General features: G+C 62.9%; 23 protein-coding genes. 12 read left to right on the forward strand and 11 right to left on the reverse strand.

Translation table 11 applies throughout. The annotated features are described in order from the left end of the window. Positions 1–3: 3 nt before the first annotated feature. The 3 genes from NET03_RS07795 to NET03_RS07805 form a co-directional block, all read right to left on the reverse strand. On the reverse strand, positions 4–2,244 hold the full coding sequence (locus tag NET03_RS07795) for an amylo-alpha-1,6-glucosidase (RefSeq protein ID WP_252128348.1): 2,241 nt from the start codon (positions 2,242–2,244) through the stop codon (positions 4–6). Between the two features lie 60 nt (positions 2,245–2,304). After that, the gene (locus tag NET03_RS07800; RefSeq protein ID WP_252128349.1) at positions 2,305–3,654 is read right to left on the reverse strand and encodes a glutamine synthetase family protein; all 1,350 of its coding nucleotides are present in this window, start codon (positions 3,652–3,654) and stop codon (positions 2,305–2,307) included. A gap of 168 nt (positions 3,655–3,822) precedes the next feature. Continuing rightward, positions 3,823–4,518 (reverse strand): DedA family protein, encoded by a 696-nt coding sequence (locus tag NET03_RS07805; RefSeq protein ID WP_252128350.1) that lies wholly within the window; start codon positions 4,516–4,518, stop codon positions 3,823–3,825. A 387-nt stretch (positions 4,519–4,905) separates the two neighbouring features. Between NET03_RS07805 and NET03_RS07810 the strand changes: the two genes are divergently transcribed. Further along, entirely contained in the window at positions 4,906–5,364 is a 459-nt protein-coding gene (locus NET03_RS07810; protein ID WP_252128351.1) for a RidA family protein, read from the forward strand. A gap of 7 nt (positions 5,365–5,371) precedes the next feature. Here NET03_RS07810 and NET03_RS07815 read toward each other — a convergent pair whose 3' ends face one another. The 3 genes from NET03_RS07815 to NET03_RS07825 are packed head-to-tail and all read right to left on the reverse strand — an operon-like array spanning position 5,372 to position 7,829. Beyond that, a complete protein-coding gene (locus tag NET03_RS07815) occupies positions 5,372–5,725 on the reverse strand; it encodes a hypothetical protein (RefSeq protein WP_252128352.1) in 354 nt (117 codons plus the stop codon). A gap of 3 nt (positions 5,726–5,728) precedes the next feature. Next, the gene (locus NET03_RS07820) at positions 5,729–7,537 is read right to left on the reverse strand and encodes an aldehyde ferredoxin oxidoreductase family protein (RefSeq protein ID WP_252128353.1); all 1,809 of its coding nucleotides are present in this window, start codon (positions 7,535–7,537) and stop codon (positions 5,729–5,731) included. A gap of 4 nt (positions 7,538–7,541) precedes the next feature. After that, complete coding sequence (locus NET03_RS07825; RefSeq protein WP_252128354.1) at positions 7,542–7,829, reverse strand: MoaD/ThiS family protein; 288 nt, start codon at positions 7,827–7,829, stop codon at positions 7,542–7,544. A 799-nt stretch (positions 7,830–8,628) separates the two neighbouring features. Here NET03_RS07825 and NET03_RS07830 point away from each other — a divergent pair. Then, positions 8,629–9,573 carry a DMT family transporter gene (locus NET03_RS07830; RefSeq protein WP_252128355.1) on the forward strand — a complete coding sequence of 315 codons (945 nt, stop codon included), beginning with the start codon at positions 8,629–8,631 and terminating at the stop codon, positions 9,571–9,573. Here the strand turns inward: NET03_RS07830 and NET03_RS07835 are convergent. The 5 genes from NET03_RS07835 to NET03_RS07855 form a co-directional block, all read right to left on the reverse strand. Continuing rightward, positions 9,521–9,907, reverse strand: a complete 387-nt coding sequence (locus NET03_RS07835) for a flotillin domain-containing protein (protein WP_252128356.1) — start codon at positions 9,905–9,907, stop codon at positions 9,521–9,523. The genes NET03_RS07830 and NET03_RS07835 overlap by 53 nt on opposite strands. Further along, on the reverse strand, positions 9,870–11,138 hold the full coding sequence (locus NET03_RS07840; protein ID WP_252128357.1) for a flotillin family protein: 1,269 nt from the start codon (positions 11,136–11,138) through the stop codon (positions 9,870–9,872). The genes NET03_RS07835 and NET03_RS07840 overlap by 38 nt, the downstream gene beginning before the upstream one ends. After that, entirely contained in the window at positions 11,135–11,683 is a 549-nt protein-coding gene (locus NET03_RS07845; protein WP_252128358.1) for an NfeD family protein, read from the reverse strand. Before NET03_RS07845 ends, NET03_RS07840 begins: the two co-directional genes overlap by 4 nt. A gap of 261 nt (positions 11,684–11,944) precedes the next feature. Further along, positions 11,945–13,267 (reverse strand): PQQ-dependent sugar dehydrogenase, encoded by a 1,323-nt coding sequence (locus NET03_RS07850; protein WP_252128359.1) that lies wholly within the window; start codon positions 13,265–13,267, stop codon positions 11,945–11,947. 16 nt (positions 13,268–13,283) lie between these two features. Further along, the gene (locus tag NET03_RS07855; RefSeq protein WP_252128360.1) at positions 13,284–14,546 is read right to left on the reverse strand and encodes a M20 metallopeptidase family protein; all 1,263 of its coding nucleotides are present in this window, start codon (positions 14,544–14,546) and stop codon (positions 13,284–13,286) included. A gap of 723 nt (positions 14,547–15,269) precedes the next feature. Between NET03_RS07855 and NET03_RS07860 the strand changes: the two genes are divergently transcribed. From NET03_RS07860 to flgB, 10 genes are all read left to right on the forward strand, one after another. Then, positions 15,270–15,620, forward strand: coding sequence for a hypothetical protein (locus NET03_RS07860; RefSeq protein ID WP_252128361.1), 351 nt, complete (start codon positions 15,270–15,272; stop codon positions 15,618–15,620). A 1,186-nt stretch (positions 15,621–16,806) separates the two neighbouring features. Continuing rightward, on the forward strand, positions 16,807–17,262 hold the full coding sequence (gene flgC, locus NET03_RS07865; protein WP_252128510.1) for a flagellar basal body rod protein FlgC: 456 nt from the start codon (positions 16,807–16,809) through the stop codon (positions 17,260–17,262). 31 nt (positions 17,263–17,293) lie between these two features. Next, entirely contained in the window at positions 17,294–17,599 is a 306-nt protein-coding gene (gene fliE / locus NET03_RS07870) for a flagellar hook-basal body complex protein FliE (protein ID WP_252128362.1), read from the forward strand. 25 nt (positions 17,600–17,624) lie between these two features. Further along, positions 17,625–19,205, forward strand: a complete 1,581-nt coding sequence (gene fliF, locus NET03_RS07875; protein WP_252128363.1) for a flagellar basal-body MS-ring/collar protein FliF — start codon at positions 17,625–17,627, stop codon at positions 19,203–19,205. Between the two features lie 7 nt (positions 19,206–19,212). Further along, the gene (gene fliG, locus NET03_RS07880) at positions 19,213–20,247 is read left to right on the forward strand and encodes a flagellar motor switch protein FliG (protein WP_252128364.1); all 1,035 of its coding nucleotides are present in this window, start codon (positions 19,213–19,215) and stop codon (positions 20,245–20,247) included. Next, positions 20,240–20,935 (forward strand): FliH/SctL family protein, encoded by a 696-nt coding sequence (locus NET03_RS07885; protein WP_252128365.1) that lies wholly within the window; start codon positions 20,240–20,242, stop codon positions 20,933–20,935. The genes fliG and NET03_RS07885 overlap by 8 nt, the downstream gene beginning before the upstream one ends. Next, positions 20,925–22,289: a FliI/YscN family ATPase gene (locus NET03_RS07890; protein WP_252128366.1), complete on the forward strand. Its 1,365-nt coding sequence runs from the start codon at positions 20,925–20,927 to the stop codon at positions 22,287–22,289. The genes NET03_RS07885 and NET03_RS07890 overlap by 11 nt, the downstream gene beginning before the upstream one ends. A gap of 13 nt (positions 22,290–22,302) precedes the next feature. Further along, positions 22,303–22,779, forward strand: a complete 477-nt coding sequence (gene fliJ / locus NET03_RS07895) for a flagellar export protein FliJ (protein ID WP_252128367.1) — start codon at positions 22,303–22,305, stop codon at positions 22,777–22,779. Positions 22,780–22,787: 8 nt separating this feature from the next. Then, a complete protein-coding gene (locus NET03_RS13585; protein WP_286207277.1) occupies positions 22,788–23,771 on the forward strand; it encodes a peptidoglycan DD-metalloendopeptidase family protein in 984 nt (327 codons plus the stop codon). Between the two features lie 10 nt (positions 23,772–23,781). After that, complete coding sequence (gene flgB, locus NET03_RS07910; protein ID WP_252128368.1) at positions 23,782–24,198, forward strand: flagellar basal body rod protein FlgB; 417 nt, start codon at positions 23,782–23,784, stop codon at positions 24,196–24,198. The last annotated feature ends 13 nt before the right edge of the window (positions 24,199–24,211 follow it).

Consider the following 24,211-nt stretch of genomic DNA (forward strand, 5'->3'; position numbering starts at 1 on the left):
CAATCACCTCCGAGGTTCAGCGGATGCTGCTGCGAGGACGACGGTGATATCTGGGTCGCACTCGACCTCAAGCAGATAGCGTCCGTTGTGGCGGCGAACCGCAAGGTCGATTCGCGAGCCAGCGAATGACACGCCCTCCAACTCGACTTCGTTGAGCCATTGTGGGAAGGCAGGACGCAGGGTAAGCCGGCGGTCGGCAGCGCGGGCCTCTGCGCCAAGGACGATGCGGAGGAGGAAAGGTACGGTACCGGCTGCCCACGCCTGGGGACTACAGCTGACAGGATAGGAGATGGGCACCATACACTCGGCTTCATCACGACCGAAACCGCAGAACAATTCGGGGAGCCGATAGGAGGGGAAGCTCGTTGCCACCTCGAGCAGATCGCTGACCAGCTGAAGAGCCTGACGGTCAAAGCCATAGCGGCGTAAACCGGCGACGATGAGTGCGTTGTCGTGGGGCCAGATGCTGCCATTGTGGTAGCTCATGGGATTGTAATGGGGCATCCCGCGCGCGAGGGTGCGGATACCCCAGCCCGCGTAGAGGTCGGGCTGGAATAGTCGTTCGACGAGTTGGGCGGCGCGAGCCGGACTGACGATCTCGCTCCAGAGGCAGTGGCCGGGATTCGAAGAGATAGCGGTGACCAAGCGACCACGCCCGTCGATCGCCTGCCCGTAGAAGTGCTCGGCATCGTTCCAGAAGAACCGTTCAAAACGCTCACGGAGCCGCTCCGCTTCAGCCCGCAGGCGGGCGACGAGCAGCTGGCGACTGTTCCCACCGAAGCGTTGAAGCACGGCGGCCAGCATGCGCTTGGCCTGGAAGACATAGCCCTGGACCTCAACTGCGGCGATGGGTGGGACAGGTTCGCTACCGTCGGGGAAAAGGAGCGAGTTATGGCTGTCCTTCCAGTTCTGGTGCTCGAGGCCGCGTGGAGAGACCTTCCCGTAGTCGACAAACCCGTCGCGGTTATGATCGGCAAAGTGGTCGAGCCAGCGAAGCGCCGCCTCGACGGCCGGAAAGAGTTCCTCGAAAAGCGCAGAGGTTCCGACCCAGTCCATAAGTTCGCAGAAGGTGATGAGAAAGAGTGGTGTGGCGTCGACCGTCCCGTAGTAGGGACTGTGAGGAGCTTCACCGAGCCGAACCATTTCGCCGAAACGAAGTTCGTGGAGGATCTTCCCAGGTTCTTCTTCGGTCCAGGGGTCGACCTTCTTGCCCTGGTAGCGTGCCAGAAAGCGGAGTGTTTCGAGCGCGAGCTCAGGCGAGAACAGCATCATCTGCAAGCTGACAATGAGGCTGTCGCGGCCGAACGGGGCGACAAACCATGGGATCCCGGCGGCGACCAGACGACCACCCGGAAAGGGGGTGAGCAACGCACGTAAATCATCGAGACTCCGTTGCAGTACCCGATTGAGGAATTCGTGATCGGTGCGGACGCGGGCGAAAGAGATCGCGGCGCCCTCGGCTGGTTCAGTGAGCCGCGAGACATCGGGAATGCGTACGGCAATGCGGCGTTCCAGGAGTTCGCGTGGTACGGCACGGAAAGTGAGACGCTCGCCACCGTGGGCTGGGAGCGTGAACCGGAAGAGCGCAAATGCGCGTGGAGGGTGAGCAGCCCCGGAGGCACGGATCAACTGATCGTGGCCAGGGAGGAGCATGCGGGGAATGGCCAGATCAGCGAGGTGCGTGGTGCCGGCCTCGGTGGTCACGATGTCTGGCGTGCGACTAAAAACGATTTCGGTCTCGAGCACAACATCGTCAGGGGCGCGGTAGGCGAGGCGAAGCTGTCGGTCATCATGGTACGGGAGTACCAGGTGCCCGCGCGGGCTTTGACGTGGGAAACCGCGTACCTCGAAGATGTCAAGAAAGTCGGCGGCGAAGACGAGTGCCAGTTCGAGCGAGACGGGGAAGGGGTTGTAGTTTTCGAGGACAAGTTCCTCCTCAAGTGTGCCGCGGCGAATGGTTCGGCAGCGCCGGAGGGCAATGGTGTGGGCGAGGACATCGCGGCCTGTGTGGTCGCGGAAAACGGTGTTGCCAAACTCGAAGACCGCGATATCAGTGCGCTCGGCTGACGAGTCGAAGAATTCTGGTTCCTCGCCGTTCAGGAGTAGCCAAAGCTCACTGAGGAATCGGGTATCACGCGCATAAACGCCCGCACCTGGGAAGGTACGGCGCAAGTCGCCCCGTTCGTCGCTGACGACGAAGAGTTCACCATCCTTGAGAATACGTGCATCGCGTGCCAGCCCCATCGTGCCATCCGATCCAGGCAGGGCCGTCCGACTTGGAGCAAGTGTAGCGGGACGGCGAAGCTAGATGAGCTCGCCGTACTCTTCCCATTCATAGGGATCGATACGACGTTGCCACTCCGTTGTGCCGTAGTCCGGGCAGCGGCGACGACACTTCTCTGCATCCCAACGCTTGACCGCAATGTAGGTCTCAATCAAGGGCCGTCCGAGGAGCTCGCAGAGAACGGTATCGGATTCAAGCGCGTTGAGCGCTTCCTCGAGCGACCGAGGGAGGGGAGGAAGCCCCTCAAGCCAGCCAACGTCCTTCTGGATCGGTGCAGGTGGCTGGAGGCGACGCTGGATACCGTCCCAGCCGGCGGCGAGCGAAGCAGCTAAAGCGATATAGGGATTCGCGGCTGCACCGCCCAGTCGGTTTTCGATTCGGGCTTTTGCCCCCTGTGCGTCAGCTGGAATTCGGAAGGCAGCGGAGCGATTGTCGTATCCCCAGCAGATGCAGGTCGGGGCGAAGAGGCCAGGTTGATAGCGTTTATAGTCGTTGGGGGTTGGAGAGAACAACGCGATGAGCGCATGGGCATGGTGGAAGAGGCCACCGAGGAAATGCCACGCGAGCTCCGAGAGACCAAAGCGACCATCTGGGTCAGCGAACAAATTATCACCGGTGTGTGAATCGATCAGGCTGTGGTGCAAGTGGGTTCCGGAAGCTGCTTGGTCAATGAATGGCTTGGTCATGAACGGGGCGAGATAGCCGTGTTTCCGTGAGACCTCCTTGACGGCGGTGCGAAAGGAGAAGGCCTGGTCAGCAGCGGTCAGCCCGTCGGCAGGACTGAAGGTGATCTCGAATTGCCCAGGAGCGTTCTCAACACTGAGGGTCGAGACCTCGATGCCGTGAGCCTCGAGCGCGGTGAGAAGTTCGTCGCGCCAAGCCGGATCGAAATTGTTCCGGACGGTGGAACAGATCTGCTTATCGCGAAAGACAGGCTCGCGAGTCTCGGCGTGTAAGAGGTAAAACTCGTATTCAAAGCCGCTGCGAGGGATCCAGCCATGGGAGCGGTAGAGTTCGACGATGCGGCGACAGACAACGCGGGGATCTTCGGGAGCCGGGGCGTCGTCGCGATAGAGATCACCGAGGACGCGGGCTTCGCCGGGCGCATAGGGTAGGACGACGAGCGTGTCGAGATCGGGCCGGAGCAGGTAGTCGGGGGGTGGCAGGCGTTCTTGGAGTGGGATGTCCCAGCCGGAGGCGTCCTGAAGCAGCATGCCGCCGTAGAAGTTGAGCCCTTTCTTTGCGTACAACGGGAACTTGGCGAGGGGTACGCTCTTGGAACGAGCGATGCCATGGGTATCAGCCATCTCGAAGCGGACCCAACGTACCCTAGCCGCTCGCAACAGACGCGTCACGGTCGCGATATCCATATATCCTCCCCGAGTAAGCCGAAATAGTGAGGTTTTTTGGTGGGTTTGATCACACCACTCTGTGAAGACACCGCCAGAGCCGCGATGTCCTTGTGATCTCCCAGCCGACCCATACGGCGCGAGTATACCGAGAAGAGGGGCTGGTTCGGCAAGAGAGGCCGTATCGGCTCAAGTGATGCGGCGATCTCCAGATGCTGTCGGGTCAAGCGGCGCTCGGGGCATGTGACTATTGTGGCTCTCAGACTGCTTGATGAGACTGGCAGCGGAGCGGGCGGCTCGACGCTCTTGCCAAACGTGCAGAGCGGAGGGGGCGAGTGAAAGGAGGATAACTCCCACGATGATCGGAAGAAGATAGCGATCGACTCCAGGAATGACACTGCCGAGCCAGCAGCCGGCGAGAGTGACGCCGACAGCCCAGAGTGCTGCGCCTGCGATATTGGCGAGTACGAAGTGGCGATAGCGCATGCGACCCATGCCAGCGACGATGGGTGTGCAGGTATGGACAATCGGCATGAAACGGGCAAGGGTCACCGCCTTCCCGCCGTGCCGCGCGAAGAACTGTTCTGCCCGGTAGAGGTAGCGCTTCTTGAAGAAGCGGGAATCCTCGCGCTGCAGGAGCGCACGCCCGACGCGGAAGCCGAAAGTATATCCAACCTGGTCACCAGCAACAGCGGCGAGGAAGCAAGCGGCGACCAGCCGACGGATGTCGAGGTAACCCTGAGAAGCGAGAAACCCGGCGTTGAACAGGAGCGAATCGCCGGGAAGAAAGAGACCGATGAGGAGACCACTCTCGGTGAAAACGATTGCGGCGACACCGAGGAGGCCGATAGTGCGGATGATCGTGACGAGGTCGAGGTTTGGCACACATCCTCCTTTCCTGCTGGGTGGAGTGTAGCGGATGCGTGGTGCAGAGCTGCGGACAGACAGTGGGATTGTAGGATCCCCATTCGCTTCAGGTCGGGTGGCCGACGCTCGCAGTGACTCGCTGAGAGGGTGCGCTGATCGCTTTTAAGGGGTTAGGTCACAAATGGGACGCCACCGGTGTGCTTGCGGAGTGTCACTGCGTGGCGAGGGTGTGGGCTGAATGTGATGGATCGGTATTGGAATTCAGCCGGTTCGACGAGCTGTGGCATCGAAGAGCCGCGTGAGTGCATCGAAGTAACCAAGGCGTTGACAACGAGCCATCGTTCTGCCATTCCTCACTGCGTTGTTTGCTGGAGGACTGCAAGCCGGAGGCGCAAAGGGGGCGTGATGGAGATCGAACGGAGGCTCACAGAGCTCGGGATTGAACTGCCACCAGTACCGGCGCCGGCGGGGAATTATGTGCATGCGGTGCGCACGGGGAATCTGCTGTTTCTCGCGGGAAAGGGGCCGTGGAATCCCGACGGGACGATGCCGACGGGGAAAGTAGGCCGCGACGTGACGGTGGAGGAGGCATACCAGCATGCGCGCTCGGTCGGGCTGGTACTCCTTGCGGTGCTCAAACAGGAACTTGGGGACCTGGACCGCGTGAAGCGGATCGTCAAAGTGTTGGGCATGGTCAACGCGGTGCCCGAGTTCGAGCAGCATCCGAGGGTCATCAACGGTTGCTCCGATCTGTTCGTCCAGGTCTTCGGTGAACGGGGACGCCACGCGCGATCGGCTGTGGGCATGGGATCCCTACCCCGAAACATTACCGTTGAAATTGAGGCGATTGTGGAGGTTGAGTAACTCCCAATTATGACCCTGCTTGTGACGGGGTCGAGGGCTCCTCGGCCGGCGAGCTCTCGACCTCGTCCCGTGAGGCTTGCTCTTCCACTTCCTCGAGTGTTGTTGGCTCTTCCGGTCGTTCTGGGCTCAACATCTGGCGGACGAAGAGGAGCTCGCGGCGGCGGAGGTCCCACAGCCGCTCGAGTTCCACATTGATCTCCGCAACTCGCTGCAGAGCATGCTCCCGGTCAAAGAGCATCTCGGGCAGCGCCTGCAGGAGACGACGGCGCTCCTCGGCCAGTTCCTCGATGCGCGCCAGGACTGGCGAAGGAAGCCGTACACGTTCTAGTTCGAGCCACAAGAGTTCGTCGTCGTCAAACATCGCTCACGATCCGATTGGAGCGTACACGAGCAGGGAAGCAAGTCCGAGTTCGTGCAGCCGAGTGGCTGGCACCTGTCCATCCGGTGTCCAGCCCCGTATACGGTAGTATGCCGTGATCAGCGTCTCAAGTTCCGCTCGATCGATGCCTCCAGGACCGAGCAGCCGGTCAGGGAGTGTATCGTCGGCGCGTGTCCAACCCTGTCGAAGGTTGAAGAGCTTCTTGAGCGTGACGATCCGCTCACCGGCGCGTTGGAGTTTATCAGCGTCCACTGGTAGTCCGGTCACCAGCCGTACCAACTCGGCAGCCTCAGCGAAGAAGTCATCGAAGCAATGGCGGAGAAACTTGCAGATTGGTAGAGCATCAAGGACGGCCGAGCGGTCTTCACTTCGTGCGGTTGCACATGCTAGTTGCTCGACGGGGTCACCGGCATGCTCGGAGAAGTCGACCTCGTAGGCGGAGGTTCGGTTGTGGCAGGCGCCGCGCGGTGTGACAGCGAAGCCGAGTGCCATGGCACGGAGGTTCTTGGGGTGATAGCCGGGGAGTTCAAGGCCTTTGACATGCATGGCCCATTCGTGACTTCCCTGGCCAACAATCTCGGCGGCGCGACGCGAGCCCTCGGCGAGGAGTTCCCCAAGGGGGCCCCGCCGTTCACCGATCGACTCCAGCGTGCGGAGGAGGCTTGTACCGTCGCCGAAGCGCGGCCACTCCGCGGGATCACCAGGGAGTGGGACTCCACGCTCGACACATTCCATTGCCCAGGCGATCGTACCACCGGCACTGATGGCATCCATCCCATAGTGATCGCAGAGTGCGGCCGCGCGGAGGACAACATTTGGGTCCTCAATGCCGCAGAGGGATCCGAGGGCGAAGAGCGTCTCGTACTCGAGACGGACGGTGACTTCTGGCCCCGCGTCAGTGGTGCGGAAGTGATGCTCGCAGCCGACAGTGCAAGCGGCACAGGCCTGGCGGTCGGCGCGCTGGTGAAGGGCGAGGTGTTCACCTGCGAGCGCTTCGGCAGCGGGGAAACTGCCGGTTTGGAAGTTGCGTGTCGGCAGCACACCAAGCCGGCTGAAGAAGGCAAGGTTCGCAACCGTACCCAGTTCGCGGTACTTGGCGGTCTCCGGCCCGAGGCTCCGTGCGGCAAGCCGCCGGGCGGCGGCTGCCACACCGGCTGGATCGGCAACAGGCGGGAATCGTCCCGTGCCGCGCACCGCAATTGCTTTCAGGCGCTTTGCTCCGAGGACTGCACCAGGGCCGGTTCGACCGGCGAGCCGGCCATCGTTCACCACGGCAGCGTAACGGACAAGTCGCTCACCGGCGCGGCCGATTGCGGCAACGCGGGCATCTCGCCCAAGTTCGGCGCGGAGCGCGGCAGCGGTCGCTTCGGGGTCATGACCGAGAAGGTCATCGGCCGGGCGTAGGTATGCGCGATGGTTCTCGACGACCAGAACAGACCAGCGGGGGGCCTGCCCGAGGACAACGAGCGCATCGAAGCCGGTGCGACGGAGGACGAGGGCGAGGTAGCTGGAGGTGAGGGAATCTGCGATGAAGCCGGTCTGAGGCGAGGTCGTGGCGATAGCGAGCTTGCAGGAGGTCGTGATGCCGGTGCCGATGAATGGGCCCGTGGCGATGACAAATGGGTTCTCCGGTGCCCAGGGATCAACCTGCGGAGGGGCGAAGTGAAGGAGAAGCCAGGTAGCAAGGCCGGCGCCGCCGAGAAGCAGTGAAGAGACTTCCTGCGGGATGGGAAATGGCTCCGCCTGCCCAGTTGAGAGATCGATGACCAATGCTTTCCCGTGGACAGCGTGCATGCGTTCAGCCTCCAGCTTGGGCGGCAACGAGGAGTACCTCGCTGCCGGGTGACAGCGGTGTGGTCGGTTCGCGAGTGAAACGGGCGTTCACGACGAAGACATACCCCCGTTGGAGCCATCCCAATTCGGGATCAATAACAGGGCCCGCGAGCTCTGGGCAGGCTTGGAGCAGGGCGCGCGCCAGATCACCGAGTGTCTCCACGGCAGCATCAATCTCAATGCGTCGCTTCCCTGCCAGCAGGGCAGGGAGCCCATATAGTTCGACCGCATAGCGTGTCGCTTCAACCGTCATGGGTGGAAGCCATTCAATCCGTCGAGGTAACTCCTCGCGCAAGTATGGACGACCAAGAAGCCCCTCGCAAGTCGCCTGAGTGGAGGGATGGAGACAGGCAAGATGGTTCACGCTAAAGGATTGGGTGAACGGGTTCCTTCAGTAACACGACTTCGAGCTGCGGAGAGACGCCCAGCTGTCCCTGGCAGGTGTAAGTGACTCGCACTTCCGGTTCAGCCAGCCGAATTGCAGTGCTCGATCTTGTGACCTGTTGACCGAAATCTTTGCTTTGCGATAGGGGTGTGAAGAGGGATAGGGCGGGACTCTTGCATCCTAGGGGAGACAGAGCGCCTTCGACAGGCAGGAAATGTAAGCCTGGTGGACACTGCGTTCTGAGTGCGCGGGTTTGGCAGCTTCTTTGCCAGTCGTCCTGCCAGGTTGGCCGCGGCGATGCTACCTCTGCGGGTAGCGATGGCTGTGGAGCATCGAGTGCCGTACCTTTCGATGCGACCGGGGACACACGCATTGTGCTGGGGGACTCACCGCTGGCTACTTCTGCCGGGCGCTTCATTGCCTCGGGACTGAATTTGGTTGCCCACCCGCAACACGGCCACGAGTAATGGCCCCACGCGAAGAAGCAGCGTGGTCACCGGAGCGCTTCGGCGGGAGGACGGGGAGAAAGGACGACCAGGTTGACGGACTCGTCAGGACAGTTCACTCGTCAAGCGAAGGCGGTCGCGCGAGAATGCGTGGGGAGACGGTGGCCGTACCACATCGATATGGCACGTTGGGAAGCGAGTGATGAAAAAGGAGCATGGTTATGGCGGGTCAATCAGGGCACGGGGGCTGGCGGCAGTGGATCGACGGCGAGGCGTTTCTGGCCGTGCTCATTTGGGGTGCATCGTTTCCGATCGTGAAGCACGGCGTGGACTCGTTCGGGCCACTGTCGTTTGCGGTGTGGCGTCTGATGGTGGCGATCGGCTGCCTCCTGGTGTGGCTGCGCCTGCGTGGCGAGTCGTTGCGGGTGAGGCGACAGGATCTTCCGCGACTAGCGATGGCGGGTTTTGGGGCGATGGGAATCTTCCAGATCGTGTTTCTTGTTGGCATGCGGCATACCACCTCGACGCACAGTGCGCTCTTTTTGAACACGAGTCCGTTATGGGCGCTACCGATCTCGTGGTTGATCGAGCGGCAACGGCCGCGGACCGGGGGGATGATTGGGGCGCTGCTCGGGTTTATTGGTGTGGTGCTCATGGTTGGTCAGCCGGACGCGACGGCCCGTACGACGTTACTCGGAGATCTCTTGACGCTGGGCGCGGCGATCTGTTGGGTCGGGGTGACGCTGATCCCACGGCCGCTGGTCGCGCGATACGGAGCAGTGCCAGTCACGACGTGGATGCTGATGGGGAGCCTGGTCGTGGTTGGGCTCGTCGGCGCTCGGGACGCGGTGCAGAGCGTGGGAGATCCACCAGGGTGGGGCGCGTGGGGAGCGCTGCTGTACACGGGGGTCCTGGCAATGGTGGGTGCCAACGTATTCTGGCAGCGAGCGGTGCAGCGGTTGGGAGCAGCAACAACCTTGGTCTACTACTACCTACAGCCGGGGATCGCCATGATGCTGGGCGTCGTGTTCCTCGATGAGAGCGTGCGACTCACCCAGGTAGTGGGCTTGTTGGCTGTGTTCGCTGGTGTGCTGGTCGCGCAGCGAGCGGCTATCACGCAGCCGGCGGTTCGGGTGGCGGATCCGGCGGGTCAGCGGGCGGACTGACGGTCGCTGCACCATCCGGGGTGGCGTGGCCGAGGCGTTCACGGACGGCGGTGGTGAGGTCGATGCCAGTCATGGCACTGAAGCTCTCGATAAGCTGCTGGACGATGATGGGGAGTTGGGTGGCATAGCGGCCGAGACCACTCGCGCCGTCGGGGCCGGTACCGGAGTCGAAGACAACGACGCGCTCAACCTGCGTGAGCGGGCGTGCGGCAGCTTCGACGACCTTGGGCAGTTGCTCGACGAAGGCTTGGTACATAAGGAGTTGCATTGCCACGGGGCCGTAGGCGTTGAGTGCCTCAGCAAGGGCACGCTTGCCATCTGCTTCCGCGAGCATTAGCGGCACGTTGTCCCTCCGCTTGTGCGACGAGCTCGGCCTGGAGTGCCTCGGCGAGGGCTTTCTTGGCGTCGGCTTCCGCTTGTCCAACTTGGCGGATACGGGCGGCCTCGCCGGCGCCGAGGAGTTCGCGCTCACGCGAGGCAGCTTCGGCACGGACAATCGTGGCTTGGCGATCACCTTCGGCACGCAATATAGCCGCTTGCTTTTCCCACTCCGCCCGAATAACCGTTGCCTCACGCTCGGCCTGAGCACCTTTGAGGACGGTGGCCTCAAGCTCCTTCTCGCGACGGCGTGCCTCCATCTCCTGGACAGCGATGGCTGCCTCCGTCCGAGCGAGCTCCACCTGTTGCTCGGCGACCACAACTTGACGGCGAGCCTCGGCTTCAGCGAGGGGTCCGGCCTGGGTGGCGCGGGCGCGTTCGGCTTCGATTTCGGCGGCATAGCGGGCCTTGCGGACCTCGGCTTCCTTTTGGGCCGCGGCGGTTTCTGCGTCGGCCATGGCCTCGGCAACGGCAGCTTGCTGCATCGCCTGAGCACGGCGGACGCGGGCATCCCGCTCGGCTTCAGCTCTGCCGACCTCGGCATCTCGCTTGACTTCGGCGGTTCGCCGCTGGCCAAGCGCGTCGAGGTAGCCCTGCGGGTCGCTAATTTGCTGGATGGTGAGCACGTCGATCTCGATCCCCATGCGAGAGAGGTCGGCGGCCGACTCGGCTGCCAGTCGCTGAGCGAAGGCTTGCCGATCGGCATTGATCTGCTCGACTGTCAGCGTGCCGAGTATGGAGCGGAGGTGCCCCTCAAGGGTCTGGAAGATGACGCTCCGGATTTGGTCTTGTGACATACCGAGAAAGCGTTCGATGGCGTTCATCAACATAATGTCATCGGAGCCGACCTTGACGTTGGCGACTGCGTCGACTGAAACAGGCACGCCTTCCTTGGTGTAGGCCGAGGTGATCTTCAGGGGGATGGTCATGACGTTGAGGGAAAGAAAGTCGACGCGCTCGATGATCGGGATACGGACGCTGGAGCCGCCTTTGACGAGACGATACCCGACGGTTCGCCGTTGGCCAGTCTCGGGATCGATGATGGAGCGCTTGCGTCCGGAGAAAACGGCGACCATGTTAGGTGGGACCTTAACGATATTGCGACTGACAATAGCTAAGAGCGCAGCGAGGGCGAGGAGGATGAAGAGGACAGCAGCGAGAGCAAAGAGCACCTCGAGGATGGTCATGGAATGCCTCCCTCGTGCTTGACCTCGTGAGCCGCGACTTCGGTCGGTTCGACGACGACGGTGGTTCCAACGATGTCCGTAATGCGGACAAGATGCCCGGTCGGGATAGGCGTGCTGTGGGTGCTACGGGCCAGTAGCTGGCGGCTGCCAGTGGCATCGCGGACGACGACGTAACCAAGGCCGTCAGCTGGAATGGCAACGCTGACCTCAGCCAATCGCCCACGGAGCTGCTGGAGCGAGAAGGAAGTGGTCGCCTGCTGGCGATAGAAGAAGGCGACGAGCCACCAGGCGGCGGCACCGAAGAGAAGCGCACTTGCTGCCGCGATCAGCGCGCTCGTGAGCGGTGCAGCATTGAGGTAGGTTGCGATGAGGCCAGTGGCACCAAAGGCGGTCAGCGCGACGGCGATGACCTTGCCATTGAAGGGCCCGATTCCCTCGCCTGAGTCGACGTCGAAGGCGTCAGCGATCTCCCCGACGAGGAAGGTGACGGCGAGAAAAAGGAGACCAAGGAGAGCGATAGCCAGGTAAAGGAAATAGATCAGCATGGCTCTCTCCAGAAAAGCAGCCCTGCTCCCGCCAGGCGAGCCGTCGGGCAGTACTACATCGCGTTCGGTTCGCTGACGGATGTTGCTTCGAGAGCAGTATACAGTCTCAGCGAGCGCGTTGGCTCGCGATTGTGGACAAGATTCCAGGGAATATTTGGTTCGATGAGGCGAGGCGCCCGCGGGAGGTGGCCAACTCTTCGGGCGTTACCGTGATTGCTGCGTCAAGCTGGTCTCCGCTCCGTGTCCCGCTAGACGGAGGCCTCACCCGGGAACAAGGCGGAGCAGACGATCATCACCACGCTGTGGGCTACCGCGGCCATCGCGGTTGCTGGTCAAGACGTACAGCGCGCCATCTGGACCTTCGACGACGGTGCGGAGACGACCGAACTCGCCCCGATAGAGGGGCTCAAGCTGTGTAACTGTCTGGCCGTCTGGTGCCAGGACAACTCGCCAGAGTGCCTGGCTTCGCAGTCCGGCGAAGAGCAGGTTCCCTTGCCACTGCGGGATGCGCCCAGCAGTGACAAATGTGGCACCGCTGGGTGCCCAGGTGTCGTTTCCGCTCTCGATGAGAGGTGGGACAGCATCAGGGAGCTCCTGACGCACAAGAGTGCCCACAACGAAGGGCCAGCCGTAGTTGCGGCCGGGCTCGATCAGGTTGACTTCATCGTGTGCAGCAAGGCCCAGATCGCCGGTGGGACCATGCTCAGTGGCATAGAGGCGCCCATCGGGTGACCAAGCGAGCCCCTGTGGATTTCGGTGGCCATAACTCCATACGAGTGAGCCGGGGAACGGGTTATCAGGAGGAATTGAACCGTCGGGTTCGACACGAAGGATCTTGCCAGAGAGCGACGTCCGGTCCTGAGCAGCTGGCGGATTCCGCGCGTCACCAGTCGTGATGTACAGTCTCCCATCCGGGCCAAAGGCGATACGACCGCCGTCATGGATGGAGGCGCCAGGGATGCGATCGATGATGACCTGAGGTTCGACCAGCCGCCCATTGGACTCCGTGTAGCGAACGACGCGGTTCCACAGTTGATTTCCCTCGCTGTAGGTGTAATAGAGGTAAACCCAGTGCGTCTCGGCAAAGTTTGGGTGGAGTGCCAGGCCCAGCAAGCCGCCCTCACCAACAGCGGCAACCGGAAGCGTGAGCGCTGGTTCCGCACGAAGTTCACCGTTTACTACCAGGCGCACTCGTCCAGGTCGCTCCGTCAGGAAGAGGCGGCCGTCAGGGGCAAAGGCCACCTCCCACGGTGCCTCCAGGCCGGTAAGTACCGTTTCGACTCGAATGGCAACAGGGCCGGAGGTTGGCACGGTCGGCGTTGGCACAGGGGTAGCCGGGCTGGAAGCGACAGTGGGGCTCGGTCCTGCAGTGGCAGCAGGTGTCGGTGTGATGACGGGGGCCGTCACCGTAGCTGCTGGCGATGGGCTGGGAGGTCGAGGAGGGGTTGGTGGGCCACTTTCCTGGCGGCGAATACCAATGGCACACCCTGGTAAGGCAAGTGTTGCGAGCAGGAATGAGCGGCGTGTGAGTCGCTGCTTCTTCGGCTGGCGGAGGCTTGAGGCTCGCTGCGGTCCTAAATGCATTGCTGCCGTCCCTTCGTCACGCAGCGCCGAGATAGCGCAGGGCGATTGCAGTCATGAGCCGGACGCCAACTGCTAACGCATCCTCATCAAGGTCGAAACGTGGGTGATGCGGTGGATAGATAATGCCGCGCTCCGGATTCGCCACTCCAAGACTGATCATGCAGACGGGCACACGTTGAGCCACAAAAGCGAAGTCCTCCCCTGCCATGAGCGGCTCGCGGTCATAGACGCGCTCTGGCCCCAGGAGTTCTGTTGCCACTTGGCGTGCTAAGGTCGTGAGCGTGGGATCGTTGTGCATCGCCGGATAACCACGGAGGTAGACCGTTTCGGCCTCAGCACGCATGGCTCGGGCAATGCCGGACGCCAGCTCGCCGATGCGCTGCTCGAGGTGATCACGAACGGCGGGTGAGTATGTCCGCACAGTGCCTTCCAGGATAGCGTGGTCGGGAATGATGTTGGTTGCCGTTCCGGCGTGGAGCTTGCCAACGGTGATGACTGCTGAGTCAAGCGGGTTGGTTTCTCGACTCACGAGTGTCTGGAGCGCGATGACAATCTGCGCGGCAACGACGATCGGGTCGACCGCGGTTTGGGGCTTGGCAGCGTGGCCACCGATGCCGCGCACGACGATGCGGAAGGTATCGGCCGCGGCCGTCGCGGGACCGGGTGAGATGGCGACCTCGCCGGCCCGGTGGGTACTGTCGACGTGAAGGGCGAAGGCAGCATCAACTGGAGGATCGTCGAGAATACCGTCGGCAACCATAGCGGCGGCACCACCGGGTCCCTCCTCGGCGGGCTGGAACATGAGCTTGACAGTGCCAGCAAAACGATCACTCAAGGCATGCAGGAGTTCGGCGACACCGAGCAGAATGGTGGTGTGGGCATCATGACCGCAGGCGTGCATGATGCCGGGACGGGTCGATCGATAGGGGACATCGTTCTGCTCGTCGATCGGAAGCGCGTCCATGTCAGCGCGGAGGAGAACGGTACGGCCTGGGCCTCGCTCGCCGCGGATCACGGCGAGAATCCCGTTTCCTCCCGTTGTCGGCCCCGGTTGAATCCCGGCAGCGCGGAGTGCCTCCGGGGACATAAACAATGGGCGCCCGTCACCACCGAGGCCCGTCCGGTGCTCGATCCCAAGTTCGCGCAGATGTCCGGCGACGAGGCGCGCTGTGTTGACTTCTTGTAAGGAGAGCTCCGGGTTCATGTGGAGATAGCGGCGCGTCTCGCGCAACCAGGCGTCGAGCTCCGGTGTGACTCGCACCAGTTCGTCCCACTGCATCACGCTCTCCCTCCGTCGCATGTCCCGGCTGATCGTACCATCCGAGACGGTTGATCGGGCGAATGGTCGAGGAGGCGCAAAGGGGCGTGTGGAGTCTGGACTTTCGGATCACCAAGGTGCGGCTTGGAGCACAGCATGGTGTCAAGAAGAGAGGGAAAAGCGACGCGATTGTTCGGTAGCGTGGGACAGGGGGGAGCGTGTACTCCAGTGGCCGGGGCAGGAGCGTCCGGAGGAGTCGTGACGGTATGCCATCACGAGGGGTTTGGGGGATTGGATCGCCGCTTCGTAGGGGAGCGATGCATCACGCCTGCCCGCGCGGAGGGCCGGGTTGGTGTGACACTTACCGAATGCCGCAGGTGTGCAAAAGGCCGCCGTTGACCGTTGGCCAGCCCTCGCTGCCCTCACTCCGGTGCAACCCTCACCCAGTCTCCCGGAGTCGCTCCCCTCACCCCCTGACCCCCTCTCCCGCGCGTGGCGGGAGAGGGGGAACGCTTGGGGAGCGGTGCTTACCGGAAAACAGTGGCGGTGGTGCTCGTCACGGAGCTCTGCGATCATTCTGTCAGGCACGGGAAGGCGAGTCAGAAGTTGGAGGGAGGCGGGTGATTGGCAACGGTTCCGAGCAGGGCTGTGCGGGGTGGGATGCGCCTCGGAGTATTCCGGTAGCCCAGGCGTTGGATTGGGGGCGCATGAAGGGCCATGCGACGCCTTCCCGGGTAATTGGTGATGATCGAGGGGGTTGACGCAGTGGGTACAGATGGGGGAAACGGCATGTATATCGGGCGCTTTCCGTACGGCCGATATGCGCGAGCTCCCCAGCCGGACCTCACGGTAGAGGATCTACGGCGCGTCTATGTGCTGGTACCGCGGGAGGATGGTCGCGGCGATGAGAACATCACAGTGGCCGAAATGACTGACCGGCAATTCCGGGAATGGATTGTCGCGAAGGCGGCGCTGCATGGGGTGCCGCTCATCCCGCCGTTGGGACGGATTGGTCTGGAGACCCGCGTCCACCTCTTGAACTACCTCATTCACCAAGGTGTGCGGATCTATCTCGTACCGAAGCCGGAGGCGTGAGCGGAATCGAACCGAGATGTTGGTTGTCAGCAGAGAAGCCGTGGTCATGCTCTTCCTGTAGCAGACGGGGTAACGAATTCACGGATACAGTACAGTGCTGAAATTGGGTTGCTCCCCGTTCCGGCGTCATGCGCGGGAGACGCAACAGGAAGGAGGCCGGTGAAGGTCATCATGTCGAGCACCGTCTAGCCAGGCGCTGAAGACCGTCCTCTGCTTCGAATTCTTGACTGGGCAGGGCGGGGGTGAGTGACCGTAGTTTCCACAGGAGGGCGCTCATCCTGTCACTCAGGTGGTGTGGATGTCCTGCGAGCTGTTCGAGCTGTGGTTCTGGGGGCAGGGTCAGTAGTGCTCGATCCTGCGGAATCTTGCTGTTAGCGGCAATCTCTCCGCTGGAGGCGAGGCAGACCATCTCCTTGCGTCACCGAGAGAGGATCTCTGTAGGCTGGAGGAAGACTGCGGTGTGCGCCCCCCGAGGCGGCGCCAGTTTCTGTGGTGATCGGTCGGTCTGAAACAAGCATTGCAGACCCGCGCCGGTTGGCCTGGTATCTTCTCCGACACGATAGAAAGGCCGTTTCCATCATACAGACGGGGCGAGACCGTATTTCCCGCTCTTACGCGGAAGGCGAGCAGTGTGCCAAAGGGGATCAATGGGGCTGTGCTCACGGGCGAAAGGCATGCGCAGGGTCAGCCCCTTCATTGGGGAGCGCCGAAGGCAGCGCGTGGTCCTCGGCTAGAAGGGGTCGAGGGATGGTTTTGTTGAGCAGAGTGTGAAGCAAGTCGGGACAGACCTGCTCCTCTCGTATCCTCCTCCTCGTGCTTTCCCTGTCAGATCCTCGGGGTGATGCCCCTCCCTCCGCAACAGGAGCAGCATATTGGGCGTTTCGCAGGCAGATTGTCCTGTTGCCAACCGAGCCGAGACGCACCATCGTCGATTGAGCCTATGTCCATAGGCAGGGGGCTTTGCCGCTGCGGTGCCGTGTTCCTTAGAAGGACAGCGGCCTGAGGGTCCGAGCGGTTGGGATGGAGATTGAACGTCCATGCGTGCGCGGCTCGCCACTCGGTACTGGGGCAGTGTGGACTTCCGTCCCTCCCCTGCTTCCGACCGTCAGGATATCGGCAAGTTGCCGGCTGATGCGTAGTGTTGGTCATGCAAACGAAGGGCAGGGAAGCAGGAGGGCAGGTGCCGATGGGGATCTTGGGGACGATGCGAGTCAGCCTATCGGCTCTAACGGCACAGCGAGTGCGGATGGATGTGACGGCGTCGAATTTGGCGAATGTCGACACGACGCGGACGCCGCAGGGGGGACCGTACCTGCGACGACAGGTCATCTTTGCTACAGAGCAGCCGAGTCCGTTTGCTCGTCTTCTGCAGACACGGACGGGGATCGTGCAGACACCGCCGAGTATTGCGCGCGGCGTTCACGTCGCTGGCATCGTCGTCGACCAGCGGGCAGTGCGCGAGGTTTACGATCCGAGTCATCCGGATGCTGATGCGAACGGGATTGTCCGCTACCCGGACATTGATGTGGTGAGCGAGATGACGAATCTCATCGCTGCAACCCGGGCGTATGAGGCGAACGTGACGGTATTGGAGTCATTGAAGGCGATGGCGATGCGGGCATTGAGCATCGGCCGAGCGTGAGCCTTTGTCGCACGGTGGAGAGGGGGACAAGGTGAGCATCGCGCCGGTTCTTCCGATCACGGGAGAGATTGCGCCGGTCAGCAGTGAGGCAGCATCGTCAGCGTCGCGAGCCGGTGGCCCGTCCTTCGGTGAGGTGTTAGAGAAGGCTTTTGGAGTGCTAAACGAGCAGTTGAACGAGGCTGATCGGCTGGCCCTCGCACTGGCAGCCGGAAAAGATGTTGACCTGCACCAGGTCATGGTGGCCTTGGAGACAGCGTCGATTGGGTTGCAGGCAGCACTGCAGATCCGTAACCGAGCGCTCGAGGCCTACCGTGAAGTCATGTCGATGCCGATCTAGTTGGTGAACAGGACGAGCGAGCACCATGCTGCGACGGTTTGCACCATACTGGGAGCTTCTCCGAGAGCGCTGGGACGGGCTCAGCCAGAACCGGCGGGTGGCGATTGTCGCCGTTGGTCTGACGGCAATCTTTGCCGTCGCGCTTCTGCTCCTCATTCAGCCGCCGCAGCAGTATGCGCCGCTCTACTCAGGACTTTCGGCGGACGACGCAGCAGCGATTATCGAGCAGCTCCGGCAGCAGGGAGTGCCGTACAAGCTCTCGAATGATGGGACTGCCATCAGTGTGCCGGTCGATCAGGTTGCCAAGTTGCGACTGGCCCTGGCAGCGCAGGGGTTACCAAAAAGCGGGACACTCGGCTTTGAGCTTTTCGACCGGTCCTCGTTCGGAGTGACCGACTTCCAGCAGCGGGTGAACTACCAACGGGCGTTGGAAGGGGAGTTGGCGCGGACGATCAGCCAACTCGACGGGGTGCGGTCGGCACGTGTACACCTAGTCATTCCCGAGCAGTCGCTGTTCACCGAGCAGCAGCAGCCGACGACGGCAGCAGTGGTCCTGCAGTTGAAACCGGGGAGTCGGCTCACGGACGAGCAGGTGCGCGGTGTCGTGCACCTGGTCTCGGCCGCTGTCCCGGGGCTACAGCCAGAGCACGTCACGGTGGTGGATGAGAGCGGGAATGCGCTCTGGTCAGGGGGTGGGGTAGCGGCGGCTGGTGGGATGAGCGATCACCTCAAGGCACAGCGAGCGTTCGAGACGGCGATGGCGACGCAGCTCCAGACGATCGTCGCACGAGTGGTTGGGAACAATAACGCGGCTGTGCAAGTCAGTGCGAGCTTTGACTGGGACCAGCGGCAGGTGGACAGCGAGATTTACAGTCCAAACGGTGCCCAGCCGCAGGTGCGCAGCCAACAGGAACGTGTGCAGACGACGGAAGGGACGGCGACGGGCCCGATTGGTGTGCCGGGGGTAGACAGCAACGTAGACACCTATCAAGAAGGGGCGGCTGGGCAGAACCAGCAGCGCAGCGAGCTGCGGGAGAGCACGGTGAACTTCGAACTCTCCCGACAGGTGGAGCGTGTCGTCCAAGCACCGGGGAAGATTCAGAGGCTTTCCGTGGCGGTCGTGCTGAACAGCGCGGCGGTAGATCCTGCCGTAGCCGAGCAGGTACGGGATCTAGTGGCGGCGGCTGCTGGGATCGTACCGGAGCGTGGTGATCAAGTCACGGTGAGCGTCGTCCCGTTCACAACGGCGACGGCAGAGGAAGCGGTGGCTGGCCCAGCGCTGATGGATCGCGTTCTGGAAGCGGCACGGATCGGCGCGATGGTGCTGATTCCGTTGCTCGCGCTGCTCTTTGCCTGGCGTGTGCTTGCCGCGCAGCGTGCCGCGCTGCCTCCAACGCTACGCTACGAGGTGGCCACCGAGGTGCTACCAGGGCCTGTGGCCGCTGCTGGGGCAGCTGGGGTGTCGGCCGGCCTGCCGGGGCAAGCAGAGGCGGCGCTCAAGGCACCGAGTGGGCCGCCGCCAACATTGCGAGAACTACAGGAGCTCGCGAAAAAGGATCCCGCCACAGTGGCACATGTCGTGCGAGCCTGGCTGAACGAGGAGTAGCGGCGAAATGACGGCGCAGATGTCGCTGAGGCAGGGGAACCAGCCCCAACCGCTCAAGGGGGCAGCGAAGGCGGCTGCGCTGTTGATGGCACTGGGGCCGGATTATTCGGCAAAGGTGCTCCAGCATCTGCAAGAACACGAGATTGAGGCGATCACGGTGAAGGTCGCGACGATGCCGCGTCTCAACGAGGATGAGGTGCGGCAAGTGCTCGACGAGGCCCATGAGATGGCGGTTGTGCACCGATATCTCGCGGTCGGTGGCATCGAGTACGCGCGTGAGATGCTGGCACGGGCGATGGGGCTGGAACGAGCGAATGCGTTGATAGATCGCGTCGTCACGATGAACCCCCCCGCGCCGTTCGAGTTCCTGCGCAAGTCCGATCCTCGACAGATGGCGATGTTTTTGCAGAACGAGCATCCGCAGACGATTGCCCTCATCCTCTCGCATCTGCCGCCAGTACAGGCAGCGGCAGTGATCAGTCATCTGAATGAGGATCTCCAAGCGGAGGTGGCGCGGCGCATCGCAACGATTGATCGGACACCGTCGGAGATCATCAAGCGGGTCGAGGAGATTATGCGGCGTCGCATGTCGTCGCTGTTGACCCAGGACTCGCGCACCGTTGGCGGTGTGCCGCATTTGGTTGCCATTCTGAGCAAGGTGGATCGAAGTACTGAAAAGCACATTCTGGAGCGTCTCACTGAGGTTGACCCGATGCTTGCGGAGGAAGTCCGTAAGCTGATGTTCACGTTCGACGACCTGATCCTGCTCGATGACCGGTCGCTGCAGCGGGTGCTGCGCGAGGTGGATATGCGCGACTTGGCATTGGCGCTGAAGGCGGCGCGAGACGAACTGAAGGAGAAGATCTTCCGGAACATGTCGCAGCGAGCAGCGGAGCTCCTGAGGGAAGAGATCAGTTACCTGGGACCGGTGCGGATTCGGGCGGTGGAAGAAGCACAGCAGCGAATTGTGGCGGTCGTTCGGCGACTGGAAGAGGCCGAGGAGATTGTGATCTCGCGTGGCGAGGAGGCGATCCTTGGCTAGTGCGCGCGTGGTCAAGCGGGAGGCAGCAGTGCGGGTCGGAAGCGCGGTGGTGGCCCCGCAGCCTTCCCCACACGACCGAATGGTGGCGTTGCAGCTCCTCGCAGAGGCGGAAGAGCGGGCTTCGGCAATCATCGCCGGAGCGGAGGCGGAAGCAGTGGCGATCGTGGAGGCTGCGCAGCGGGAGGTCGAGACGCTCCGGCAGCAGCTGTGGGAGGCGGCGCTGGTCGAGGCCCGGGCGCAGCTTGAGCAGGGGTTGGCGGCTGAACAGCGGGAGCTCCTGACGAGGTTACGGGAACTGCTTGAGCGGGCAGTGCTGCGCGAGGAGGACGTGCGACAGGCGTACGTGCGGCTCGTTGTCGAGTTGGCAGTACTCGTCGCAGAGGCAGTGCTGCGTCGGGAGGTTGCTCGCGATGAAGCGCTGCTCGGGCGCCTCGTACAAGTGGCGCTGGAGCAGGCACCGAGTGCGCCGGTGACGCACTTGATCGTGCATCCAGAGGACGTCGAGCGGGCGCGGGAATGGGTGCGGCTGAGTTGGAACGGCCGGCCATCGGTGGAAGTGGTGGGCGACCCACACGTAGATCGCGGAAGTTGTGTTCTGGGAACCCCCGTCGGATTCGTCGACGCGCGGCTCTCGACACAACTTGCTGAACTCCGCCTCGCACTCCTGGAGGTGGCGGATGAGTCCTGAGGCGCTCCTCGAACGCTTCCGGCAACGGGTGCGAACGGTGCAGCCGATCCGGCGCGAAGGGCGCGTGGTGCGCGGCATCGGGCTGACGGTGGAGGCGATCGGGCTCGACCTCGAGATTGGTGATTTGTGTCACATCTTTCCGACCTTCGCAGAGGAGGGGCGGCTGGCAGCTGAGGTGGTGGGATTTCATGACGAACGGCTGGTGCTGGTGCCGCTGGCCGAACTGCGCGGTGTCCGACATGGGAGCCGAGTGGTGCCGGCACCAGAGGCGCTGCACATACCGGTTGGGCCGGAGCTTTTGGGGCGCGTGGTCGACGGTCTGGGGCGGCCGATCGACGGGAAGGGGCCCTTACGCAGCCGGCGACGTGTGCGGCTGGGTGGCGCGCCACCGAGTCCGCTGCAACGGATGCCGATCCAGGAGATCCTGCCGACTGGCGTTCGGGCGATTGACGCCGCTCTGACCTGTGGCCGCGGGCAGCGGCTGGGAATCTTCGCTGGCTCGGGAGTAGGGAAGAGCACGTTGCTCGGAATGATTAGCCGCAAGGCCGTCTGCGATGTTCGGGTGATCGCGCTGATTGGTGAGCGTGGGCGCGAGGTTCAGGAATTCATTGAACGCGATCTCGGGCCGGAAGGGCTGCAGCGAGCAGTCGTCGTGGTCTCGACATCGGACCAACCGGCGTTGCTCCGGATCAAGGCGGCCTGGACGGCAACCCTGCTTGCAGAGTACTTCCGCGACCGTGGGGCGAGCGTCGTGCTCATGATGGATTCGGTAACACGCTTGGCGATGGCGCAGCGTGAAGTGGGGCTGGCGGCGGGGGAGCCGCCAGCGACCCGTGGGTATCCGCCATCGGTCTTTGCTTTGCTGCCACGGTTGCTCGAGCGAGCAGGGAACTCCGAGCGCGGAAGCATCACTGCGTTCTACACCGTGCTGGTGGAAGGGGACGATCTGAATGAGCCGATTGCCGACACGGTGCGCGGCATTCTGGACGGGCATATCGTGCTCTCGCGGGCATTGGCTGATCGGGGTCATTTCCCAGCAATCGATATCTTGGCGAGTGTGAGTCGGTTAATGCCCAACCTGGTGTCGGAGCGGCACCGGGCGCTGGCGGCGGAGGTACGCGAGCTACTGGCTGCGTACGAGAGCGCACGAGATCTCGTGGATATCGGTGCTTACGTAAGCGGAACGAATCCCGCGGTCGACCGAGCGTTGGCGCTGTTACCGGAACTCCGACGGTTTCTGCAGCAGCGGCCGGAAGAGTGCACCACGTTTGAGGAGACGCTGGCCTGGCTTGAGAAGCTCCTCACCGGCAAGCCTATGGACAGCATCCGGTCGGTGGACATGCAGGTGGCATAGGGGGTCGGCGCGTATGGTGCGGACCTTACGACAGCGGGCAGCACGGATGCAGCGGTTGCTGGAGTACCGCGAGCAGCTGGTTGAGGAGGCGCAGCGCCGCTTCGCAGAAGAGCAACGCTTCGTTGTGGCGTGCGAGACAGCGTTGGCTCAGCTCGAGGCGTCGCAGCGTGCATTAGCGGTGAGCCTCGCGACCCTGGCAGGAAAATCGGTGGATGCGACGTTGCTGAGCGGTGCTGAGGCGTACCAGGCGTGGTTGTCGCAACGGCGAGACGAGCGTGAGGCCGCGCTTGCGGAGGCGAAGCGCCGGGCGGAGGTTGCACGTGCGGCACTGGTGGCACAGCGTCGCGAGGCGAAGAAGGTGGAGCTCGTGCGGGCCCGCTGGCTGGGCGAGGTGCGGCGAGCCGAACGTGCGGCCGAGGCGAAGCTTCTTGACGAGATCGCGAACGGGCAAGCGGCACGGCGAACGCTTGGTGCGGAGCGGCTCGGATAGGGGGCTGTATGGCGGGGATCACAATCCCTTCAGAGATCTTGGCGACGATGCCGGCCCGGTTTGGCATCCGCTCACCACAGCTTGGAGGACCGACTGCGAACAACACCGAGTTCTGGGCGCTCTTGGCGCAGCGCGGCGTTGTAACGGATTCGCCGACGTCTGCTGGTCGCGATCCCTTGACCGATCTACGCGGTGTATGGCCCGTTCATGGGCCAGTGACATCGACCTTCGGGCCGCGATCGCTGCTCCCTGGCGAGCAGCTCCACACCGGCATTGACATTGGAGTTCCGGAGGGGACGCCGGTACGGGCGACGGCGAGCGGTGTCGTGCGGTTCGTCGGGAATACAGACGGGTATGGGCTGCGAGTTGAGATCGATCACGGGAACGGAGTAACCACGCTCTACGCGCACCTCAGCGAGGCGAGTGTGGTTCCCGGACAGCGGGTCGAGCGTGGCCAGACGATCGGTAAGTCGGGGAATACCGGAGCATCGACAGGGCCGCACCTCCACTATGAGATCCGGCAAAACGGACGGCCGATCGATCCGTGGTTGTCGCTGCAGGCGAGTGGACCGGCTGGTCGTGGTGGGCAGAGCGTGCTGAGTTTGCCGTTCGGGAACCTGATCGTTACGACTGCGCAGCGCTACGGGCTCGATGCAGCGCTCTTGGCTGCAATGGTGAAGGTGGAGAGTGGTTTCGATCCCCGTGCGGTGTCACCGGCAGGGGCCAAGGGGCTGCTGCAGCTGATGGATGGGACAGCAGCAGCGCTCGGGGTGCGAGATCCGTTCGACCCGGCGCAGAACCTGGATGGTGGAGCGCGCTACTTCCGGGATCTCCTGCAGCGGTTCGGCGGTGATGTGCGACTCGCGTTAGCTGCCTACAACGCAGGGCCGAATGCGGTGCGGGAGGCCGGCGGGATTCCGCCGTATCCAGAAACGCAGCGGTATGTGGAAGCGGTGATGGCGACCTGGCAGATGCTGAGCCGGGGGAGCTGAGGGGTGCGACATGGTGGGGACGGTCGATCCAATCGGCGTGCTCACGCGGGCACTTGACGCACTCGCGTTGCGGCAACAGGTGACAGCAAGCAACGTGGCTAATGCCGAAACACCGGGCTTCCGGGCACAGGCAGTGCGTTTCGAGGAGTTGCTTGAGTCGATGTTGACTGGCCGCTTCGCTCCGTTGCCGCTGGTACGGACAGACCCGCGACACATTGCGACGATGCCGGTTTCCGCAAGTGCGGTGCAGCCGCAAGTCGTCGAATTGACGGGAACGCGGTACCGCAACGACGGTAACAATGTGGATATCGAGCGGGAGATGGGGTTGCTCGCAGAGACAACGCTACGTTACAGCGCGCTGAGTGAAGTGCTGGCGCGGCGATTGGCGATGCTGCGTGCGATGGCGAGCGGTGGGCAAGGCGGCTGACGCGGGATGAGGA

Source organism: Thermomicrobium sp. CFH 73360, assembly GCF_023806465.1.
In the GTDB taxonomy this organism is placed as follows: domain Bacteria; phylum Chloroflexota; class Chloroflexia; order Thermomicrobiales; family Thermomicrobiaceae; genus Thermomicrobium.

What these genes read in the sequence shown, in the direction of transcription:
- NET03_RS07795 (WP_252128348.1), bottom strand. Translation starts at nt 2,244, where the DNA reads ATGGGGCTGGCACGCGATGCACGTATTCTCAAGGATGGTGAACTCTTC.
- NET03_RS07800 (WP_252128349.1), bottom strand. Translation starts at nt 3,654, where the DNA reads ATGGATATCGCGACCGTGACGCGTCTGTTGCGAGCGGCTAGGGTACGT.
- NET03_RS07810 (WP_252128351.1), top strand. Translation starts at nt 4,906, where the DNA reads ATGGAGATCGAACGGAGGCTCACAGAGCTCGGGATTGAACTGCCACCA.
- NET03_RS07815 (WP_252128352.1), bottom strand. Translation starts at nt 5,725, where the DNA reads ATGTTTGACGACGACGAACTCTTGTGGCTCGAACTAGAACGTGTACGG.
- NET03_RS07820 (WP_252128353.1), bottom strand. Translation starts at nt 7,537, where the DNA reads ATGCACGCTGTCCACGGGAAAGCATTGGTCATCGATCTCTCAACTGGG.
- NET03_RS07825 (WP_252128354.1), bottom strand. Translation starts at nt 7,829, where the DNA reads ATGACGGTTGAAGCGACACGCTATGCGGTCGAACTATATGGGCTCCCT.
- NET03_RS07830 (WP_252128355.1), top strand. Translation starts at nt 8,629, where the DNA reads ATGGCGGGTCAATCAGGGCACGGGGGCTGGCGGCAGTGGATCGACGGC.
- NET03_RS07835 (WP_252128356.1), bottom strand. Translation starts at nt 9,907, where the DNA reads ATGCTCGCGGAAGCAGATGGCAAGCGTGCCCTTGCTGAGGCACTCAAC.
- NET03_RS07840 (WP_252128357.1), bottom strand. Translation starts at nt 11,138, where the DNA reads ATGACCATCCTCGAGGTGCTCTTTGCTCTCGCTGCTGTCCTCTTCATC.
- NET03_RS07845 (WP_252128358.1), bottom strand. Translation starts at nt 11,683, where the DNA reads ATGCTGATCTATTTCCTTTACCTGGCTATCGCTCTCCTTGGTCTCCTT.
- NET03_RS07850 (WP_252128359.1), bottom strand. Translation starts at nt 13,267, where the DNA reads ATGCATTTAGGACCGCAGCGAGCCTCAAGCCTCCGCCAGCCGAAGAAG.
- NET03_RS07855 (WP_252128360.1), bottom strand. Translation starts at nt 14,546, where the DNA reads ATGCAGTGGGACGAACTGGTGCGAGTCACACCGGAGCTCGACGCCTGG.
- NET03_RS07860 (WP_252128361.1), top strand. Translation starts at nt 15,270, where the DNA reads ATGATCGAGGGGGTTGACGCAGTGGGTACAGATGGGGGAAACGGCATG.
- flgC (WP_252128510.1), top strand. Translation starts at nt 16,807, where the DNA reads ATGGGGATCTTGGGGACGATGCGAGTCAGCCTATCGGCTCTAACGGCA.
- fliF (WP_252128363.1), top strand. Translation starts at nt 17,625, where the DNA reads ATGCTGCGACGGTTTGCACCATACTGGGAGCTTCTCCGAGAGCGCTGG.
- fliG (WP_252128364.1), top strand. Translation starts at nt 19,213, where the DNA reads ATGACGGCGCAGATGTCGCTGAGGCAGGGGAACCAGCCCCAACCGCTC.
- NET03_RS07890 (WP_252128366.1), top strand. Translation starts at nt 20,925, where the DNA reads ATGAGTCCTGAGGCGCTCCTCGAACGCTTCCGGCAACGGGTGCGAACG.
- fliJ (WP_252128367.1), top strand. Translation starts at nt 22,303, where the DNA reads ATGGTGCGGACCTTACGACAGCGGGCAGCACGGATGCAGCGGTTGCTG.
- NET03_RS13585 (WP_286207277.1), top strand. Translation starts at nt 22,788, where the DNA reads ATGGCGGGGATCACAATCCCTTCAGAGATCTTGGCGACGATGCCGGCC.
- flgB (WP_252128368.1), top strand. Translation starts at nt 23,782, where the DNA reads ATGGTGGGGACGGTCGATCCAATCGGCGTGCTCACGCGGGCACTTGAC.